Origin of the sequence: Pseudomonas putida (genome assembly GCF_050989985.1) — a bacterium.
In the GTDB taxonomy this organism is placed as follows: domain Bacteria; phylum Pseudomonadota; class Gammaproteobacteria; order Pseudomonadales; family Pseudomonadaceae; genus Aquipseudomonas; species Aquipseudomonas putida_AI.
Genome location: NZ_CP158815.1, coordinates 6,308,740 through 6,328,704, shown reverse-complemented (window position 1 = coordinate 6,328,704; position 19,965 = coordinate 6,308,740). Strand labels below are relative to the sequence as shown.

At 61.2% G+C, this 19,965-nt stretch carries 12 protein-coding genes; 8 read left to right on the top strand and 4 right to left on the bottom strand.

Annotated features, from left to right (window positions below; translation table 11 throughout):
- Positions 1-85: 85 nt before the first annotated feature.
- The 4 genes from ABTV29_RS28885 to aceE all read right to left on the bottom strand — a co-directional run bounded on the left by ABTV29_RS28885 (position 86) and on the right by aceE (position 9,289).
- Positions 86-2,779 carry a sensor domain-containing phosphodiesterase gene (locus ABTV29_RS28885; RefSeq protein ID WP_433767933.1) on the bottom strand — a complete coding sequence of 898 codons (2,694 nt, stop codon included), beginning with the start codon at positions 2,777-2,779 and terminating at the stop codon, positions 86-88.
- A gap of 263 nt (positions 2,780-3,042) precedes the next feature.
- On the bottom strand, positions 3,043-4,428 hold the full coding sequence (locus ABTV29_RS28880) for an alkaline phosphatase D family protein (RefSeq protein ID WP_433767932.1): 1,386 nt from the start codon (positions 4,426-4,428) through the stop codon (positions 3,043-3,045).
- A 248-nt stretch (positions 4,429-4,676) separates the two neighbouring features.
- Positions 4,677-6,632 (bottom strand): dihydrolipoyllysine-residue acetyltransferase, encoded by a 1,956-nt coding sequence (gene aceF / locus ABTV29_RS28875; RefSeq protein ID WP_433767931.1) that lies wholly within the window; start codon positions 6,630-6,632, stop codon positions 4,677-4,679.
- An 11-nt stretch (positions 6,633-6,643) separates the two neighbouring features.
- Positions 6,644-9,289, bottom strand: a complete 2,646-nt coding sequence (aceE, locus tag ABTV29_RS28870; RefSeq protein ID WP_433767930.1) for a pyruvate dehydrogenase (acetyl-transferring), homodimeric type — start codon at positions 9,287-9,289, stop codon at positions 6,644-6,646.
- A gap of 384 nt (positions 9,290-9,673) precedes the next feature.
- On the opposite strand from aceE, the gene glnE reads away from it, so the two are divergent.
- From glnE to ABTV29_RS28830, 8 genes are all read left to right on the top strand, one after another.
- On the top strand, positions 9,674-12,613 hold the full coding sequence (gene glnE, locus ABTV29_RS28865; RefSeq protein ID WP_433767929.1) for a bifunctional [glutamate--ammonia ligase]-adenylyl-L-tyrosine phosphorylase/[glutamate--ammonia-ligase] adenylyltransferase: 2,940 nt from the start codon (positions 9,674-9,676) through the stop codon (positions 12,611-12,613).
- 193 nt (positions 12,614-12,806) lie between these two features.
- The gene (gene waaF, locus ABTV29_RS28860) at positions 12,807-13,841 is read left to right on the top strand and encodes a lipopolysaccharide heptosyltransferase II (RefSeq protein ID WP_433767928.1); all 1,035 of its coding nucleotides are present in this window, start codon (positions 12,807-12,809) and stop codon (positions 13,839-13,841) included.
- Position 13,842: 1 nt separating this feature from the next.
- Positions 13,843-14,904, top strand: a complete 1,062-nt coding sequence (gene waaC / locus ABTV29_RS28855) for a lipopolysaccharide heptosyltransferase I (protein ID WP_433767927.1) — start codon at positions 13,843-13,845, stop codon at positions 14,902-14,904.
- On the top strand, positions 14,904-16,025 hold the full coding sequence (locus ABTV29_RS28850) for a glycosyltransferase family 4 protein (protein WP_433767926.1): 1,122 nt from the start codon (positions 14,904-14,906) through the stop codon (positions 16,023-16,025). Before waaC ends, ABTV29_RS28850 begins: the two co-directional genes overlap by 1 nt.
- Positions 16,026-16,832 carry a lipopolysaccharide core heptose(I) kinase RfaP gene (gene rfaP, locus ABTV29_RS28845; protein ID WP_433767925.1) on the top strand — a complete coding sequence of 269 codons (807 nt, stop codon included), beginning with the start codon at positions 16,026-16,028 and terminating at the stop codon, positions 16,830-16,832.
- Positions 16,832-17,566 (top strand): lipopolysaccharide kinase InaA family protein, encoded by a 735-nt coding sequence (locus ABTV29_RS28840; protein ID WP_433767924.1) that lies wholly within the window; start codon positions 16,832-16,834, stop codon positions 17,564-17,566. The genes rfaP and ABTV29_RS28840 overlap by 1 nt, the downstream gene beginning before the upstream one ends.
- A complete protein-coding gene (locus tag ABTV29_RS28835; RefSeq protein ID WP_433767923.1) occupies positions 17,563-18,315 on the top strand; it encodes a lipopolysaccharide kinase InaA family protein in 753 nt (250 codons plus the stop codon). The genes ABTV29_RS28840 and ABTV29_RS28835 overlap by 4 nt, the downstream gene beginning before the upstream one ends.
- Positions 18,315-19,766 carry a lipopolysaccharide kinase InaA family protein gene (locus ABTV29_RS28830; protein WP_433767922.1) on the top strand — a complete coding sequence of 484 codons (1,452 nt, stop codon included), beginning with the start codon at positions 18,315-18,317 and terminating at the stop codon, positions 19,764-19,766. The genes ABTV29_RS28835 and ABTV29_RS28830 overlap by 1 nt, the downstream gene beginning before the upstream one ends.
- Positions 19,767-19,965 lie beyond the last annotated feature (199 nt).

Here is a 19,965-nt window from a genome sequence, read left to right as displayed (position 1 = left end):
CTCGCGAAGACGACGGCACATCCAACATCAATTTGGCAGATACACCGCTATCGCGAGCAGGCTCGCTCCCACAGGGTTATTTCAATCAGGCGATCGGGCCGCGCGGGTAGCGCTTGAGTTTCTCGATCAGATCGGAGCCCGGGATCGGTTGGTCGAACAGGTAGCCCTGGCCGACGTCACAGCGGTGGCGACGCAGGAAGGACAGTTGCTCGGCGGTTTCGATACCTTCAGCCACGACCTTGAGTTTCAGGTTGTGGGCCATGGCGATCACCGCGGAGGTGATTTCCATGTCGTCCTGGTTGTCCGGGATTTCGTGGATGAAGCTTCGGTCGATCTTAATGATGTCGATGGGGAATTTTTTCAAGTAACTGAGCGACGAGTAACCGGTGCCGAAATCGTCCATTGCCAGGGTCAGGCCCAGGCGCTTGAGCTGGTCGAGTTGCAGGTGGGTGTCTTCGGTGGCTTCGAGCAGCAGGCCTTCCGTCAGTTCAAGCTCCAGCAGGTGCGCCGGCAGGGCTTCTTCCTTGAGGATGTTGGTGATGGAGGCCACCAGGTCCGGGTCGGAGAACTGCTTGGGCGACAGGTTGATCGCCACTTGCAGATTGCCCAGCCCGGCGGCGGTCAGTGCCTTGCTCATGCGGCACGCCTGGCGGGCGATCCATTTGCCGATCGGAATGATCAGGCCGGTTTCTTCGGCGACGCTGATGAACTGGTCCGGGCGGATCATGCCCTTTTCCGGATGATCCCAGCGCAACAATGCTTCCATACCCAGCAGGCGGCCGCTGCGCAGGCAGAGCTTGGGTTGGTAGAACACATCCAGTTCGTTCTGGGTCAGGGCGCGGCGCAGGTTGTTCTCGACGAACAGCTTGTAACTGGCCTCGGCGTTCAGCGCTTCGGTAAAGACCTGCACCTGATGTTTGCCGTTGGCCTTGGCCTTGTGCAGTGCCAGGCCGGCGTTGCGCATCAGGGTCTGCGGGTCGCGGCCATGCAGCGGGGCGCAGGCCAGGCCCACGGAACCGGTCACGCTGATCAACTGGTTGTCGACGAACATCGGTTTGTCGAGGGTGGTCAGCAACTGGCTGGCGACCTGCTGGCCGGTGTGCAGGTCGGTGTTGTCCAGCAGCACCGCAAACTCGTTACTGGCGAAGCGGGCCAGGCTGCCGCTCGGGCTCAGGCTGTTGCGCAAGCGTCGGGCCAGGCTGATCAGCAGCTTGTCGCCGGTCTGGTGGCCGAGGCTGTCGTTGATTCGCTTGAAGTTGTCGATGTCCACCAGCAGCAGGCTGATTGGCGCATCGCTGTCCCGGGCAAAGCGTTCGTCGAGGTTGCGGATGAACGCCGGACGGTTGCCCAGGTTGGTCAGGTTGTCGGTGTAGGCCAGACGCTCGATGCGTTGCTGCGCGAGCTTGGTATGGGTGATGTCTTCGTAGATGCCGATGTAGTGGGTCAGTTCGCGGTTGTCGCCGTAGACCTTGGAGATCGACAACTGGCCCCAGTAGGGTTCGAGGTTTTTTCGGCGGCTCTTGAATTCGCCCTGCCAGCTGTTGCTCTTGGCCAGCGCCGAAGGCGCGTCGAACAACAATTCACTGAGGTTCTCCAGGGCCGGCAGTTCCGACAGGCGCTGGCCGTGGACTTCTTCGGTGCTGTACTGGGTGATCGCGGTGAAGCTCGGGTTGACGTATTCCACCACGCCATCGCAGTTGACCAGCAGAAAGGCGTTGGCGCTTTGCTCGACTGCACGCTGGAACAGGTGCAGGGCGCTGGTGGCGGTGCGTCGGTTGTGGTTGCTGATGACCTGGGCGAACTGGTCGGCCAGTTCGCCGGCGAAAGCGATTTCATCCGATTGCCAGGCGCGGGTGGCGCCGGTCTGCTCAAGGCACAGTACGCCGACCACCTGGCCATCGACGCGGATGCTGGCGTCGAGCATGGCGTTGACGTCGCGAGGGCGCAGGGCTTCGGCGATTTCCCGGGTCCGTGGGTCGCGCATGGCGTTATGGGCGTCGATGGCCCGGCCGGTGTGCAAGGCGTCGAGGTAGTCGGGAAAACCGCTGACGTCGATCGGCTGCGGCAACAGGTATTCCTGGCTCGCGCGATGGAAGGCCGAGATCGGCACGAGCATCGGGCCTTCGAGGTTCCACAGGCTGGCGCAGTCGATTTCGTAGATCTCGCAGGCGCTACGGGTGATCAGTTCGGCGGCTTCTTGCAGGGAGTTATTGCTGGTGTAGCGTTGGCGGGTCAGCAGCAGGATCAGGTCCTGCTGGGCACGCACCCGGTCCAGATGCTGCAATTGTTCCTGCTGGGCGCGCTGGTTGAGCTCCAGGGCGATTTGCAGGCGCGAGTTCTGGGTTTCCAGATCGAGGGCGGGCAGTAGCGGGTCGTCCTCGAACAAGCCGTCGATGACCAGCAGGTAGCCGCGCAACAGGTGTCGATTGTGTTGTTTGTAGGCTTCGCCCAGCTCCAGCAGGTTCAGCGAGCCGGAGGCCGTGTGCAGGGTGTAGCGGATCAGATAGTGCGAGCCTTCGCTCAGTTGCAGCTGAATGGCGTCGTGCAACTGATAGCGCGCTTCAGGCTCCATCAGGCTGGCGTAGGGCGAGCCGACCAGGGCGCAGAGTTCCACGGCTGGCAAGCCGAACTGTCGTTCGCAATTGGGATCAAGAAACAGCAGCGCCCAGCTTGGTTCATTCAGCCGCTCGAAACGCAGCATGCCGAGCCGCGAGGGCACAGGCAACTGCGTCACTACCTCGGCCACCATTCGGCTGGCGGCATCGGGTTGGCTTTTCATATGAAGGAAAACTCGCTTCGAATTTGCTGAACGCGCCGGGCTCGCGCCCTCTTACTGTTGCCAGCGGCAAGGTTGCATCATTGCGCTACCGACTGACAAGAGAGATGAAGGCCAAGTGCTATAAGAATATGTCGGCAGCAATGAAGTTTTCTTCAATTAAAGCCAAAAGTAAGGCTATTTAATGAAAGATCGCAGCCTTCGGCAGCTCCTACAGGGTTAAGCGTACGTCTGTAGGAGCTGTCGAAGGCTGCGATCTTTGCTTTTCAACGCAAGTGAATTCTTGTCGATTGCAGCAGCTTGCCATTGCGATCGTGATATCGCACATGAATCTGCCGGGTATCGACTATCACGTGCGCGAAGTTGTCCTGGCTGATCACCCCGCCTGTAAGTTCATGTCGATAATCCCCGGCGACGGTTCGGGCCAGCGGTTGATCAAGAATGAATGTGGAGGCTTTGGCATACGGCAGCAGTTTGCTGTTGCACAGGGGCGAGGACACGATGGTATGGACTTCGAAGTCCGGGTCTTTGCTGTGGGTCAGGCGGCTGGTCAATGAGCCGTGGACGTCGCCGGACACAAAGATGACGTTCCTGATTTTGTGAGTCCGGATGGCTTCCAGTAGTCGCAGGCGTTGGGCGGGAAAGGCTTTCCAGGCGTCATCACCCAGGCGTATGCGATCGGGGTAGAACATCACGCTGGTGACGACGAATTTGACCCTTGCCTGGCTGTTGATCAGCCAGTCGCACAAAGCCTGTTCCTGTTCGATATCAAGGATGCGCCGGTCGTTGGTTGCGAGATTGCGTCGGGTGCGACTGTCGGTAACGAACCATTCGATATCGCCATGGCTGAATTGATACCAGTATCGGGCCATTGGCCGGCCGAATCCGTCCAGCGGGCAGGCGGGGCCGTGGCTGGCTTGATACAGCTCATAAGCCTTCATGGCGTTGTTGTAGAGATGCTCATCGCCCTTGTTTTTGTTGGCCGGCCAGTTGTCCTCGATTTCATGGTCGTCGAGGATCATGTAGGTCGGCGTGCCGGACATCAGGGTTGCAATGTGCGGCTGTGAAAACGCCGCGCGATATTTGGCCAGTATGTCGTCGTACTCCCGATCGGGAGCGATGAAGTTCAAGTCATCGACATAAACCTGGTCACCGGTCATCAGCACGGCGCTGATCGGCGGTGTGGCGTGCCGGGCCAGGTTGTTGATTGAAGCGAAGATCCGGTCACCCAGGTAGGGAGCCCATGGCACACCGGCCGTCATTTGCAAGTAGCGGCACGAGCCGACGATGTAGGCCCGCGGGATAGTGGTTTCGCTGGATTGAGTGCGAAAACGGTAGAGGGTCGGGGGCCATTGCAGCGGCCTGTCCGGCAATGGTTTTTCGGTAGGCGTCGTGTTCAACGATTTGAACCAGCCGGCCTGGTATTCGTATTCGGTATCGGCGGCAAGGTCCTGGAGGGCGATCACTGCGGCGCCGTCGCAGGTTTTTGTCAGCGGGCTAAAAGTGCCTTTGCCCCAGTGTTCTTCGCCGGCTCTTCGATAGCGAATCGCGGTGTATACCTCGGCGTCTTTGTGCCAGCCTCCGCGCAAAAATATGCGGGTTTGGTGCGTCGTCGTATGGCCGATGATCGGGCCGACTGTAGGTTTCAACATATTCGATTCCCTGAAGGTTACATGTGGGTCCTTTCGAATTGAGCCTACTGATTTGGGCGTGAATGAAGCGCGGCCGAGTGCGACCTGCGTTGTGGGCGATATCAGCCACAAACGTAGGAAGGCTTGCTCTTCAGGTAAAAACTTCAGGCAAAAAAAGCCCCGCCAACTTGGCGGGGTTGAGGTACGAGCGTGGCGCTCGGAAACGTGAAACGCGGCAGGCCCTCCGGTGAAGGAGGGCCTGTCGGGAGTTACAGCAGGATGGTGCGGATGTCCGCCAGCAGGTCGCTCAGACGCTTGGTGAAGCGTGCAGCAGCGGCGCCGTTGATCACGCGGTGATCGTAGGACAGCGACAATGGCAGCATCAGCTTCGGCTGGAAGGCTTTGCCGTCCCAGACTGGCTGCATGGTTGCCTTGGAAACACCGAGGATCGCCACTTCCGGCGCGTTGACGATCGGCGTGAAGCCGGTGCCGCCAATGTGGCCGAGGCTGGAAATGGTGAAGCAGGCGCCTTGCATCTCGTCCGACGAGAGCTTCTTGGTCCGGGCTTTTTCAGCCAGGGAAGCGGCTTCGGCGGCCAGTTGCAGCAGGCTCTTCTGGTCGACGTTCTTGATGACCGGTACCAGCAGGCCATCCGGGGTGTCGACGGCGAAGCCGATGTTCACGTATTTCTTGCGGATGATCGCCTTGCCGCTTGGTGCCAGCGAGCTGTTGAAGTCCGGCAGTTCCTTGAGCAGGTGCGCGCAGGACTTGAGCAGCAGCGGCAGGATGGTCAGCTTGACGCCGGCCTTCTCTGCGACGGCTTTCTGGGCGTTACGGAACGCTTCGAGCTCGGTGATATCCGCCGAGTCGAATTGCGTCACGTGCGGCACGTTCAGCCAGCTGCGGTGCAGGTTGGCGGCGCCGACCTGCATCAGGCGGGTCATCGGCACTTCTTCGATTTCACCGAAGCGGCTGAAGTCCACGGCCGGAATCGGCGGGATGCCGGCGCCACCGGTTGCGCCGGCAGCAGCGGCTGGCGCTTCCTTGGCCTTCTGCATCATGGCCTTGACGTAAACCTGCACGTCTTCCTTCAGGATGCGACCGTGCGGACCGCTGGCGCTGACAGCGCTCAGCTCGACGCCGAACTCACGGGCCAGTTGACGCACGGCAGGGCCGGCGTGAACTTTGGCGCCCGGCTTGGCTGGAGCAGCGGCCGGGGCGGCAGCAGGAGCAGGAGCCGCGGCAGCCGGTGCAGCAGCGGCTGGAGCAGGTGCGCTCGCAGCAGCGGCAGGAGCCGGAGCAGCAGCCGGGGCCGCGCCTTTGACTTTCAGCTTGAGGATCAGGTCGCCGGTGCCGACTTCGTCATCGAGCTTGATGGAAACGCTTTCCACCACGCCAGCAGCAGGCGATGGAATTTCCATGCTCGCCTTGTCGGATTCCAGGGTGATCAGCGACTGGTCGGCTTCGACGCTGTCGCCGGCCTTGACCAGTACTTCGATGATCTTGGCCTTGCCGGCCGAACCGATGTCCGGAACGTGGATGTCCTGAACGCTGTCGGCTACGGGTGCAGCCGGGGCTGCGGCGGCTGGCGCAGGAGCGGCGGCAGGAGCAGCAGCCTGGGCTGGCGCGGCCGCAGCCGGTGCCGCGGCACCCACTACTTCCAGGTCCAGGATCAGGTCGCCAGTGCCGACTTCGTCGTTGAGCTTGACGCTGATGGCCTTGACCACGCCAGCGGCAGGCGACGGGATTTCCATGCTCGCCTTATCGGATTCCAGGGTGATCAGCGACTGATCAGCCTCGACGGTGTCGCCGACCTTGACCTGGATCTCGATGATCTGGGCCTTGCCCGACGAACCGATGTCCGGCACGTGCACTTGCTGAACCGAAGCGGCGGCTGGCGCAGCAGCAGGAGCGGCCGGCGCTGGCGCAGCAGCCGGTTTCTCTGCGGCTTTCGCAGCAGGCGCGGCAGCCGGCGCAGGGGCAGCAGCGGCACCTTCGACTTCCAGCTCCAGCAGTTCGTCGCCTTCTTTCAGGCGATCGCCCAGCTTCACTTTCAGGCTCTTGATGATGCCGGCCTTCGGCGCAGGCACTTCCATGCTCGCCTTGTCCGATTCCAGGGTCAGGATGCTCTGATCGGCTTCGATACGGTCGCCGACCTTCACAAACAGTTCAATTACTTCACCTTCACCGCTGCCGATGTCAGGTACGCGAATGAGTTCGCTCACAGAATCTCTCCTCAGCAGTCCAGTGGGTTGCGTTTTTCCGGGTCGATCCCGAACTTGGCGATGGCTTCAGACACCACCTTAGGTTCGATATCACCACGGTCAGCCAGTGCTTCAAGGGCTGCCAACACCACGAAATGACGGTCGACTTCGAAGAAATGACGCAGTTTCTTGCGGCTGTCGCTGCGGCCGAAACCGTCGGTGCCCAGGACTTTGAATTCCTTGGACGGTACCCACTGACGGATCTGCTCGGCGAACAGTTTCATGTAGTCGGTAGAGGCGATGACCGGACCTTTACGGCCGTTCAGGCACTCTTCAACGTAGCTCAGCTTAGGCTTCTGGCCCGGGTGCAGGCGGTTGCTGCGCTCGACGGCCAGGCCATCGCGACGCAGTTCGTTGAAGCTGGTAACGCTCCATACGTCAGCGCCGACGTTGAACTGCTCGCGCAGGATCTTCGCCGCTTCACGGACTTCACGCAGGATGGTGCCGGAGCCCATCAGCTGAACGTGGTGCGCCGCTTCGCGAGTGTCTTCTTCAAGCAGGTACATGCCCTTCTTGATGCCTTCCTCGGCACCGGCCGGCATGGCTGGCTGCTGGTAGGACTCGTTCATCACGGTGATGTAGTAGAAGACGTCCTGTTGCTCTTCGGTCATCTTCCTCATGCCGTCCTGAATGATCACCGCCAGCTCGTAGCCGTAGGTTGGATCATAGGTGCGGCAGTTCGGGATGGTGGCAGCCAGCAGGTGGCTGTGACCGTCTTCGTGCTGCAGGCCTTCACCGTTGAGGGTGGTACGGCCGGCGGTGCCGCCGATCAGGAAGCCACGGGTACGGCTGTCGCCAGCGGCCCAGGCCAGGTCGCCGATACGCTGGAAGCCGAACATCGAGTAGAAGATGTAGAACGGCAGCATCGGCTGGTTGTGGCTGGAGAACGAAGTACCGGCCGCGATGAAGGAGCTCATGGCGCCCGCTTCGTTGATGCCTTCTTCGAGGATCTGGCCCTTCTTGTCTTCCTTGTAGAACATCACCTGGTCTTTATCGACTGGCTCGTAGAGCTGGCCGACGGACGAGTAGATGCCCAACTGACGGAACATGCCTTCCATACCGAAGGTACGGGCTTCGTCCGGGATGATCGGAACGATGCGCGGGCCGATTTCCTTGTCCTTGACCAGCTGCGCGAGGATCCGCACGAACGCCATGGTGGTGGAAATTTCACGGTCGCCCGAACCGTCGAGGATAGCCTTGAGGGTATCGAGCGGCGGGGTCGGGATGTTGAAGCTCTTGGCGCGGCGCTGTGGCACGAACCCGCCCAGTGCAGTGCGACGCTCGCTCAGGTAGCGGGCTTCGGCGCTGTTCGGCTCCGGCTTGAAGAACGGCAGGTTTTCCAGTTCTTCGTCCTTGACCGGGATGTCGAAGCGGTCACGGAACAACTTCAGGCTGTCGACGTCGACTTTCTTGGTGTTGTGCGCGGTGTTCTTCGCTTCGCCGGCACCGGTGCCATAACCCTTGATGGTCTTGGCCAGGATGACGGTAGGTTGTTCCTTGTGGTTGACCGCTTCGTGGTACGCCGCGTAGACCTTGTACGGGTCGTGGCCGCCACGGTTGAGTTTCCAGATCTCGTCGTCGGACAGGTCTGCAACCATCGCCTTGAGTTCAGGCGTGTTGAAGAAGTGTTCGCGAACGAACGCGCCGTCTTTGGCTTTGTAGTTCTGGTACTCGCCGTCGATGACTTCGTCCATGCGACGTTGCAGGATGCCGTCGACGTCCTTGGCCAGCAGTGGGTCCCAGAAACGGCCCCAGATGACTTTGGTCACGTTCCACTGAGCACCGCGGAACACGCCTTCGAGTTCCTGGATGATCTTGCCGTTGCCGCGAACCGGGCCGTCGAGGCGCTGCAGGTTGCAGTTGATGACGAAGATCAGGTTGTCCAGCTTCTCGCGGCCAGCCAGCGAGATCGCGCCCAAAGATTCCGGCTCGTCGCACTCGCCGTCGCCCAGGAAGCACCAGACTTTCTGCTTGCCTGGCTGGATGAAGCCACGGGCTTCCAGGTACTTCATGAAGCGTGCCTGGTAGATCGCCTGGATCGGGCCCAGACCCATGGATACGGTCGGGAACTGCCAGAAATCAGGCATCAGCCAAGGGTGTGGGTAGGACGACAGGCCCTGACCGTCCACTTCCTGGCGGAAGTTGTTCATCTGCTCTTCGCTGATGCGGCCTTCCATGAACGCACGGGCGTACACGCCCGGGGAGGTGTGGCCCTGGAAGTAGATCAGGTCGCCGCCGTGTTCTTCGGTCGGAGCCTGGAAGAAGTAGTTGAAGCCGATGTCATACAGGGTCGCACTGGATGCGAAGCTGGAGATGTGACCACCCAGGTCAGAATCTTTCAGGTTCGTACGCATTACCATGGCCATCGCGTTCCAGCGTACCAGCGAGCGAATGCGGCGTTCCATGAACAGGTCGCCAGGCATGCGTGCTTCGTGGGTAACGGGGATGGTGTTGCGGTAAGGCGTGGTGATGGCGTAAGGCAATTGCGAGCCGCTGCGGGTCGCGAGTTCGCCCATACGGGTCATCAGATAGTGAGCACGGTCTTCGCCTTCTTTGTCGAGAACCGATTCCAGGGCGTCCAGCCATTCCTGGGTTTCGACGGGATCGAGGTCTTGCATGGCTTGCTCCAGGGCGGAAAGGCTACCAGAATCGGTTGCCTGAGTTAGCGACTGGCCTTGTGGGCAGACGTTATGAATTCTTGGATTGCCGAGAGGTAGGTTCCGGCGGCGTGTAGTTTTACTACAAATCTTCGGGCATTTCAGCTATCCGAATGTATATACGAGTAGTAAAACTACAGATGATTGGCTTGTGGCCTCCGACTACGTTGTGAGAATAATCGTTAAGGTTGGTCTTTTTCCAATCAGAAAAGGTGCGAGTTTGATGTTGGCTGCCAAAAATAATGAAATTTCAGCTATTTCTAACTTTTGTTCGACAGTCCATTTGGTAGTGCATTCGTGCAAAACACTACATTCGGTTCATTACACGCCGATCAAGGATAGACCATGAGCCTTCCTTTGCTTGCTCAACTGCCCCCTGTCCTGCTGCCGTTTGTCACCCGCGCCGAGCAGTCTTTTCGCGCCGCCGTCGAGGCTCTGGATGATGATCACGGGCTGTCCGCATGGACCCCTGAGCGCTGGGCGCAATTTGCCCGCGTGACCGCCGCCAGCGACTTCGTGACCGAACAATGTGTGCGTGATCCGATGATGCTGCTGGAGCTGGTGCGCTCCGGGGAGCTGGATCGCGCCTATGCCCCCGGTGAGTTATGCGCCCAGATCGCCGCGGCGGCGAGCGTTGCCGAAACCGATGACCTGTTGGGTCGTGCCTTGCGCCGGCAACGCGCCCGTCATCAAGTGCGGATCATCTGGCGCGACCTCACTCGCCAGGCCGACCTGATCCAGACCTGCCGCGACCTTTCGGACATGGCCGATGCCAGCATCGATCAGGCTTATCAATGGTTGTACGCGCGGCATTGCCAGCAGTTCGGCGTGCCCACCGGCCACCGCAGCGGTGAGCCACAGCAAATGGTCGTGCTCGGCATGGGCAAGCTCGGTGCGGTGGAACTCAATCTGTCGTCGGACATCGACCTGATCTTCGCCTACCCCGAAGGCGGTGAAACCGTCGGTGCGAAACGCCCGCTGGATAACCAGGAATTTTTCATTCGTCTCGGCCAGCGTCTGATCAAGGCCCTGGACCCGATGACCGTCGACGGCTTCGTGTTCCGTGTCGACATGCGCCTGCGGCCCTATGGTTCGTCGGGCGCGCTGGTCCTGAGTTTCAACGCGCTGGAGCAGTACTACCAGGATCAGGGGCGCGACTGGGAACGCTACGCGATGATCAAGTCGCGGGTGGTGGCCGGTGACCAGGTTGCCGGCGCGCAGCTGCAAGACATGCTGCGACCGTTCGTGTACCGGCGTTATCTGGATTTCTCCGCGATCGAAGCGCTGCGCACCATGAAGCAGCTGATCCAGCAGGAAGTGCGGCGCAAAGGCATGGCCGACAATATCAAGCTGGGCTCCGGCGGCATCCGCGAAGTGGAGTTCATCGCCCAGGCCTTCCAGCTGATTCACGGTGGTCGCGACCTGAGCCTGCAGCAACGTCCGCTGCTGAAGGTGCTGAGCACCCTCGAAGGCCAGGGCTATCTGCCGCCGGCGGTGGTCAGCGAGCTGCGCGAAGGCTACGAATTCCTGCGTTACACCGAACATGCGATCCAGACGATCGCAGACCGCCAGACCCAGATGCTGCCCGACGGCGCTCAGGATCAGGCGCGTATTGCCTTTATGCTGGGCTTCGACGACTGGGCGGCCTTTCATGAAAAGCTGATGTTCTGGCGCGGTCGTATCGCCTGGCACTTCGGCCAGGTCATTGCCGACCCTGATGAAGAGCAGGGCGCCGAGAGCGAAGTGGTGGTTGGCGGTGAGTGGCTGCCGTTGTGGGAAGAAGCCCAGGACGAAGAAGCGGCTTGCCGGCAATTGCAGGAGGGTGGGTTCAGGGATGCCCCGAAAGCGCTGAAGGCACTGGCCGGTCTGCGCAGCAGCCCGCAGTTGCGTGCCATGCAGCGTCTGGGTCGCGAGCGCCTCGATGCCTTTATTCCACGCTTGCTGGCCCAGGCGGTGGAACACGCCAATCCGGATCTGGTGCTCGAGCGTGTGCTGCCGCTGGTGGAAGCCGTGGCGCGTCGTTCGGCTTATCTGGTGCTGCTGACCGAAAACCCCGGCGCGTTGCGACGCTTGCTGACCTTGTGTGCGGCCAGCCCGTGGATCGCCGAGCAAATCACGCGCTTCCCGTTGCTGCTCGACGAGCTGCTTAACGAAGGGCGACTGTTCAAGCCGCCATTGGCGCCGGAGCTCGCTGCCGAGTTGCGCGAGCGCCTGACGCGGATTCCCGAGGACGACCTAGAGCAACAAATGGAAGCCTTGCGCCATTTCAAACTGGCGCATCGCTTGCGGGTTGCCGCCTCGGAAATCGCCGGTCACCTGCCCCTGATGAAAGTCAGCGATTACCTGACCTGGCTCGCCGAGGCGATCCTGGAGCAAGTGCTGGCCCTGGCCTGGCGCCAGACCGTGGCCAAGTACGGCACGCCTCTGCGCACCGACGGCACCTTGTGCGATCCCGGCTTCATCATTGTCGGTTATGGGAAAGTCGGCGGGCTGGAACTGGGGCATGGTTCGGATCTGGACCTGGTGTTCATCCACGATGGCGATCCGCAGGCGGAAACCGACGGGGCGAAACCCATCGATGGCGCGCAATTTTTCACCCGGCTTGGGCAGCGGATCATTCACTTGCTGACGGCCCAGACCAACTCCGGTCAGCTGTATGAAGTGGATATGCGCCTGCGACCGTCCGGTGCATCGGGCCTGTTGGTGAGTTCGCTGGGCGCGTTTGCCCGTTATCAGGAGGGCGAAGCCTGGACCTGGGAGCATCAGGCGCTGGTGCGGGCGCGGGTGCTGGTGGGCAGTGAAGATGTCGGCCGGGCGTTCGAGCAGGTGCGGGCGGCGATCCTGGGCAAGGCTCGCGATCTGCCGAAGCTGCGTCAGGAGGTGAGCGAGATGCGCGCCAAGATGCGCGATAACCTGGGCAGCAAGAGCACGACGGCCGGAACCGGGGCAAATGCCTTCGAGGCCTCGGCGCCGTTCGATCTCAAGCAGGATGCCGGTGGTATCGTCGATATTGAATTTATGGTGCAATACGCGGCCCTGGCGTGGTCCGAAACACACCCGCCATTGCTGCGCTGGACCGACAATATCCGCATTCTGGAAGAGCTGGAACACGAAGGGCTGATGCCCGCCGAAGATGCCAGCCTGTTGCGCGAGGCCTATAAGGCCTACCGCTCCGCCGCTCACCGGCAGGCCTTGCAGAAGGATCCCGGGGTGATACCCGGCGATCAGTTTGCGGACGAACGGCGACAGGTCATGCGGATCTGGCGTGAGCTGGGACTAAGCTGAATCGGAACATTTGAAGTGCCCGATTCCAATGTGGAAGCGAGCCTGCTCGCGATGAGGTCGTCATATACAACAGTTATGCTGACTGTCACGCCGCCATCGCGAGCAGGCTCGCTCCCACGTTAGATCTGCAGTGTTTTGTAGAATTATCGAGGCGGGGAGGCGTATGCCTCCCCGGTTCGTTTATGGAAGCCACATGAATATTCTGATCGTTGGGCCCAGTTGGGTCGGTGACATGGTGATGGCGCAGACACTGTTTCAGTGCCTCAAGCAGCGCCACCCGCAATGCGAAATCGACGTGCTGGCCCCCGAATGGAGCCGGCCGATTCTTGAGCGCATGCCCGAAGTCCGCCAGGCCTTGAGCTTTCCGCTCGGCCACGGCGTACTGGAACTGGCCACGCGCCGACGCATCGGCAAATCCCTGGCCGGTCAGTACGACCAGGCGATCCTGCTGCCCAATTCCCTGAAATCGGCGCTGGTGCCGTTTTTCGCCGGTATCCCCAAGCGCACCGGTTGGCGTGGCGAGTTCCGCTACGGCCTGCTCAACGATGTGCGCACGCTGGATAAAGAGCGTTACCCGCTGATGATCGAGCGTTTCATGGCCCTGGCTTACGAGCCGGGCGTGGAGCTGCCCAAGCCTTATCCGCGCCCGAACCTGCGGATCGACCCGGTGACCCGCGAGGCGGCGCTGGCCAAGTTCGGCCTGGAACTCGACCGCCCGGTGTTGGCGCTGTGCCCCGGCGCCGAGTTCGGCGAGTCCAAGCGCTGGCCGTCGGAGCACTATGCCAAGGTCGCCGAAGCGAAGATCCGCGAAGGCTGGCAAGTCTGGCTGTTCGGTTCGAAAAACGATCATGCCGTGGGCGAAGACATCCGCTCGCGCTTGATTCCCGGCCTGCGTGAAGAGTCGGTGAACCTCAGCGGCGGCACCTCGCTGGCCGAGGCGATCGACCTGCTGTCCTGCGCCGACTCGGTGGTGTCCAACGACTCCGGCCTGATGCACGTCGCCGCTGCGCTGAACCGTCCGCTGGTGGCGGTCTACGGTTCTACGTCGCCGGGTTTCACGCCGCCGTTGGCCGAGCATGTCGAGATCGTGCGCCTGGGCATCGAATGCAGCCCGTGCTTCGATCGCACGTGCCGGTTCGGTCATTACAACTGCTTGCGCCAGCTGATGCCGCAGGCGGTGAACGAAGCCTTGCAGCGTTTGCAGGGCACTGTGGTCGAGGTTCAATAGTTTGCGGGTACTGCTGATCAAGACTTCATCGCTGGGTGACGTGATTCACGCGTTGCCGGCGCTGACCGACGCGGCGCGGGCGATTCCCGGCATCACGTTCGACTGGGTGGTGGAAGAAGGCTTCGCCGAAATCCCGACCTGGCACCCGGCGGTGGGCAAGGTGATTCCGGTGGCGATCCGCCGCTGGCGCAAGAACATCTGGCAGACCATCAAGAGCGGCGAGTGGAAGCGCTTCAAGCAAAGCCTTCGCGCCACGAAATACGATCTGGTCATCGATGCCCAGGGCCTGCTCAAAAGTGCCTTGCTGACGCGTTACGTCAAAGCCCCGGTCGCCGGGCTGGACAAGGATTCCGCCCGCGAGCCGATTGCCGCGCGTTTCTATTCCCGCCGCCTGGCCGTGGCCCGTGGGCAGCACGCGGTGGAGCGGGTGCGTCAGCTGTTTGCCGTGGCACTGGGTTATGACTTGCCCAAAGGCTTGGGCGACTACGGCCTGAATGTCGAGCGTCTGGTGGAATTGCCGCGCAAGAATCCGTACGTGCTGTTCCTGCACGGCACCACCTGGGACACCAAGCACTGGCCCGAGGCCTACTGGCGTGAGTTGGCCGAGCGCGTGGGTTACCTGGGTGTCGGGGTGAAACTGCCGTGGGGCAACGCGATCGAGAAGGCCCGCGCCGAGCGCATCGCCAAAGACATGAAGCACGTTGAAGTGTTGCCCAAGCTGAATCTGGCCGGCGTCGGCAAGGTTCTGGCCGGCGCACAGGCCTGCGTGGCGGTGGACACCGGTCTCGGTCACCTAGCCGCTGCGCTGGACGTGCCGACGCTGTCGCTGTTCGGTCCGACCAACCCCGGCCTGACCGGCGCCTATGGCAAGTCACAGATCCACCTGGCCAGCGATTTCCCGTGCGCGCCCTGCCTGTCGAAGAAATGTACCTATCAACCGACGGCCGAAGATGGCCGTCGGTTTGACCTCAAGCGCGAGTGGCCCCTGTGCTTCACTCGCCTGAATCCCGAGCGCGTCGCCAGCCGGCTGAGCACGTTGTTACTGGCCGAGGAGCTGCGCTGATGCAATTGGCATTCGTCCTTTATAAATATTTCCCCTTTGGCGGCCTGCAGCGCGATTTCATGCGAATCGCCCTGGAATGCCAGAAGCGTGGCCACCAGATTCGCGTCTACACCTTGATCTGGGAAGGCGACGTACCGCCGGGTTTTGAAGTGCTGGTGGCGCCGGTCAAGGCGTTCTTCAACCATCGACGCAACGAAAAACTCAGTGAGTGGATGGAGGCGGACCTGGCCAAGCGCCCGGTCGACCGCCTGATCGGCTTCAACAAGATGCCGGGGCTGGACGTCTATTACGCCGCCGACGGTTGCTTCGAAGACAAGGCGCAGAACCTGCGCAACTCGCTATATCGTCGTTGGGGCCGCTATCGCCACTTCGCCGAGTACGAGCGGGCGGTGTTCGCCAAGGACGCCAAGACCGAAGTACTGATGATTTCCGAAGTGCAGCAACCGCTGTTCATCAAGCATTACGACACACCGCTCAAGCGCTTCCACCTGCTGCCGCCGGGTATCGCCCAGGACCGTCGTCGACCTGCCGATGCGGACGAGATCCGTGCCGGGTTTCGCGCTGAATTCAGTCTCAAGGACGATGAGCTGCTATTGGTGCAGATCGGCTCCGGATTCAAGACAAAGGGCGTGGATCGCAGCCTGAAGGCGCTGGCAGCCTTGCCTGCAGACCTGAAGAAACGTACCCGGCTGTTTGTAATCGGCCAGGATGACCCCAAATTGTTCCAGATGCAGAGCGCCACGCTGGGGCTCGGCGATAACGTGACCTTCCTCAAGGGGCGCAGCGATATTCCGCGTTTCCTGCTCGGGGCCGATCTGTTGATTCATCCGGCTTACAACGAAAACACCGGCACCGTGCTGCTTGAAGCGCTGGTGGCGGGCTTGCCGGTGCTGGTCAGTGCAGTCTGCGGTTATGCCCATTACATTGCCGAGGCCGATGCCGGCCTGGTGCTGGACGAACCGTTCGATCAGGCGCAGCTGACGCAGTACCTGACCGGCATGTTGAACGACGCACAAGCAAGGGCGGCCTGGAGCCGCAATGGTCTGGCCTTCGCCGAGACGGCGGACCTCTACAGCATGCCGCAGCACGCGGCTGATGTGATTCTGGCGGAGCACGCTTAAATGAAGTTGATGCTGGCTGAACCGTTCAAGAGCCTTTGGGCCGGACGCGATGCGTTCACCGAAGTCGAAGGCTTGAAGGGCGAGGTTTATCGGGAGCTGGAAGCGCGCCGGACCTTGCGCACCGAAGTGGACGGCAATGGTTATTTTGTGAAAATTCATCGCGGCATTGGCTGGGGTGAGATCTTCAAGAATCTGCTCACCGTCAAGTTGCCGGTGCTCGGAGCGGGCCAGGAATGGACGGCCATCCAGCGTCTGCAGGAAGTGGGTGTGCCGACCATGACCGCCGTTGCCTACGGCGAAAAGGGCAGCAACCCGGCTGACCAGCATTCGTTCATCGTCACCGAAGAACTGGCGCCCACCGTCAGCCTTGAAGACTTCAGTATCAACTGGGTCAAGCAGCCACCGGAGCCCAAACTCAAACGCGCCCTGATCGCCGAAGTGGCACGCATGACCGGCATGATGCACCGCGCCGGGGTCAACCATCGCGACTGCTACATCTGCCACTTTTTGCTGCACACCGATAAACCGGTGACGGCTGACGACTTCAAGCTCTCGGTGATCGATCTGCACCGCGCTCAGACCCGCCCGGCGATCACCTCGCGCTGGCGCAACAAGGATCTGGCGGCGCTGTATTTTTCGGCCCTGGATATCGGCCTGACCCGTCGTGACAAGCTGCGCTTTCTCAAGGGTTACTTCCAGCAGCCGCTGCGGCAGATTCTTCGCGAGGAGGCCAGGCTGCTGAGCTGGCTCGAAGGCAAGGCCAACAAACTCTACGATCGCAAACAGCGATACGGGGATGCGCTCTGATGGCGGGTTGGACACTGGAGCCGGCTTACAGCGACCTGGCAGAAGATTTCGGCAGCCTTGACGCCGTGTTTGCACTCGAGGGTGAGCGCCTGACCCGCGACCCGCTGTCCGAGGTAATCCGCGTGCAGCGCAATGGCGTCAATTACTACGTCAAACGCTACGTGGGCGCGGGCAAGGGCCTGCGTCGCTACCTGGGCAAGCCTCGGGTGAAAATGGAATGGCAGAACCTCAAGCGCTTTGCCAAATGGGGCATTCCCACCGCTGAGGTGGTGGCCTGGGGCCTGGAGCGGCGTGGGGCGGCCTATGATCGCGGGGCAATGATCACCCGTGAGTTGCCGCATACCGAGGACTTGTCCGCGCTGGCCGAACGGCACGACCCGAAACTGGCGGATCGCGCCTGGGTCGACAGCGTCAGTCGCCAATTGGCCAGCCACACCCGGACCATGCACGAGCATCGTTTTACCCACAATGATTTGAAGTGGCGCAACCTGTTGATCGATGACCAGGGCAAGCTGTTCCTGATCGATTGCCCCAACGGTGATTTCTGGAGCGGTTTCTGGCTCAAGTACCGCATCACCAAGGATCTGGCGTGTCTGGACAAGGTCGCCAAGTACCAATTGTCCGCCACCCAGCGCCTGCGCTTTTACCTGCACTACCGCCAACGGGACCGGCTCAATGCCGCCGATAAAAAACGGATCCGGCACGTGGTGAGATTTTTCGAGGGACGCGAATGACTGATTTTCTGGCCGCTGAAGACCGTGCGCTGCTTGAGCGCCACGGTCTAGGCACGTTCGACGCACTCTGGGCCCGGCAACTTGATGCCGTGGACGAGCCCAACACCGGTCGTGGTGGTTGGAGCAGTGTGTTTCGACTGGATCTGGAGGGCCAGGGGTTCTACCTCAAGCGTCAGAGCAACTACCAGACGCACACCTTGCACGCGCCCTTTGGTGAACCGAGTTTTGCCCGTGAATTTCGCAACATCAGCCGCTATGAAAGGCTCGGCATTCCGGCGCTGAAAGCGGTGTTCTTCGGTGAGCGCAAGGTCGACGGCGAGGTCCGGGCGATTCTCCTGACTCGCGCCCTGGACGGCTGGGATGACCTGGACTCGCTGCTGCAGCGTTGGTCGGATCTCGGCGAGGCACAACAGGTCGCGATCCTTCAGGCCTGCGGAAAACTGGCGCAGCGCCTGCACGGCATGCGTCAGGTACATGGCTGTTTTTACCCCAAGCATATTTTTCTGTGCGCCGCCGGTGACGGCTACCAGGCGCAATTGATCGATCTGGAAAAGACCCGGCCATTACTGTTCGGTCAGCGGGATCGGGTCAAGGATCTGGAGCCGCTGTTGCGTCGGGCGCCGGAGTGGAGCGAGTCGCAGCTGCGCATTTTGCTGGCCGCCTATCTGGATCAGCCGCAGGACAGCACGCTGATTGATAGCTGGCTGACTCGCCTGACTGCGCGACGTAGCCACAAGGAGAAGCGCTGATGCGTTTGTCCGAACTGAAAAGCGCTGGCCGCAGCCCGGCCTTGCCGCTGAGCCTTTCACTGGCCGATGCCGCGGGTCCTGCGGATTTGCAGCTACTGAGCCTGTTGCGGGTATTGCCGGGGCAGCGTTATGTCGGCGCCGGCATCTGGCGCGGTCGCCCGGTGTTGGCCAAGTTGTTGGTTGGCAGCAAGGCGGCACGACACTTTCAGCGGGAGCTGGACGGTGTGCGTCTGCTGGCGGCGCAGGGCTTGACCACGCCGCTGCTGTTGGCGGATGGGCTCAAGGACGGCGAGGGTGGCTGGCTGCTATTCGAATTTCTGGAAGGCGCGACAAGCCTGGGCGACGACTGGAAACAGGTCGAACACTTGCCGGCGTTGGCCGATGAGCAATCGGCGGTACTGGCCGAAGCCTTGGGCGCGATCGGGCAAATGCACCGCAAAGGCCTGTGGCAGGAAGATCTGCACCTGGACAACCTGCTGCGCCAGGGGAGCCGACTGTACTTGATCGACGGTGCCGGGATCCGCGCCGAAACTCCAGGCCAACCGCTGTCGCGGCAGAAGGTCCTGGAAAACCTCGGTGTGTTTTTCGCCCAGTTGCCCAAGACGCTGGAGCCGTTCACCGAAGAGTTGCTGGTGTATTACCTGCTGAGCAATGGCGAGCATGCCTTGCCCATGGAAGCCTTGCAGAAGCAGATCGACAAGGTGCGTAGCTGGCGCCTCAAGGATTATCTGATCAAGGTCGGGCGCGAATGCACGCTGTTCAGCGTCCAGCGCGGTGCGTTTGGTCTGCGCGCGATTCGTCGTGAAGAAGAGGCGGCCATGGTGCCGATTCTGGCTCAAGCCGACGTGTTGCTCGATCAGGGCCACCTGTACAAGACCGGCGGCGCGGCGAGCGTCGGCAAGGTCGAGGTGGACGGCCGTACGCTGGTGATCAAGCGCTACAACATCAAGGGGTTCGCCCACTGGCTCAAGCGCTTCTGGCGCCCGAGCCGCGCCTGGCATTCCTGGCGCGAAGGCAATCGCCTGGACTTCCTCGGCATCGCTACGCCCAAACCCCTGGCGCTGCTGGAAAAGCGCTTTTTCTGGCTGCGCAGCCGCGCTTACCTGATCACCGAGCATCTGCCGGGGCCCGACATCATTGAGCGGTTCGCGCCCTATGTTGAAAGTGGCGAGGCGCCCGAGGCAGAGCTGGCCGCACTGGATTGGCTGTTTGCCGAACTGATACGCGAGCGCATCAGCCACGGCGATTTCAAGGGGCACAACCTGTTCTGGCAGGATGACCGCTGGGCGCTTATCGATCTGGATTCGATGTGTCAGCACGGTTCGCTCGGCAGCTTCGCCCCGGCGTATGCGCGGGATCGGGCGCGATTCATGCGTAACTGGCCCGAGAGTAGTGCGCTGTATCAGGTCATTGACCAGCGTTTGCCTAAAGACATCTCCAGCGATTCCTGAATCGGACCTTCGGTCCTATCGCGGGCAAGCCCGCTCCCACAGTGTTCAGTGGTGTTCACAGAATTTGTGTACGACGCCAATCCCTGTGGGAGCGAGCTTGCTCGCGATGAGGTCAGAGCAGTCAGTCGAGAATGAGGGACAAGATCTTATGATCCGTCCTACATGATCTTGGGAAACCATGAACTGTGGCCTGAATGAC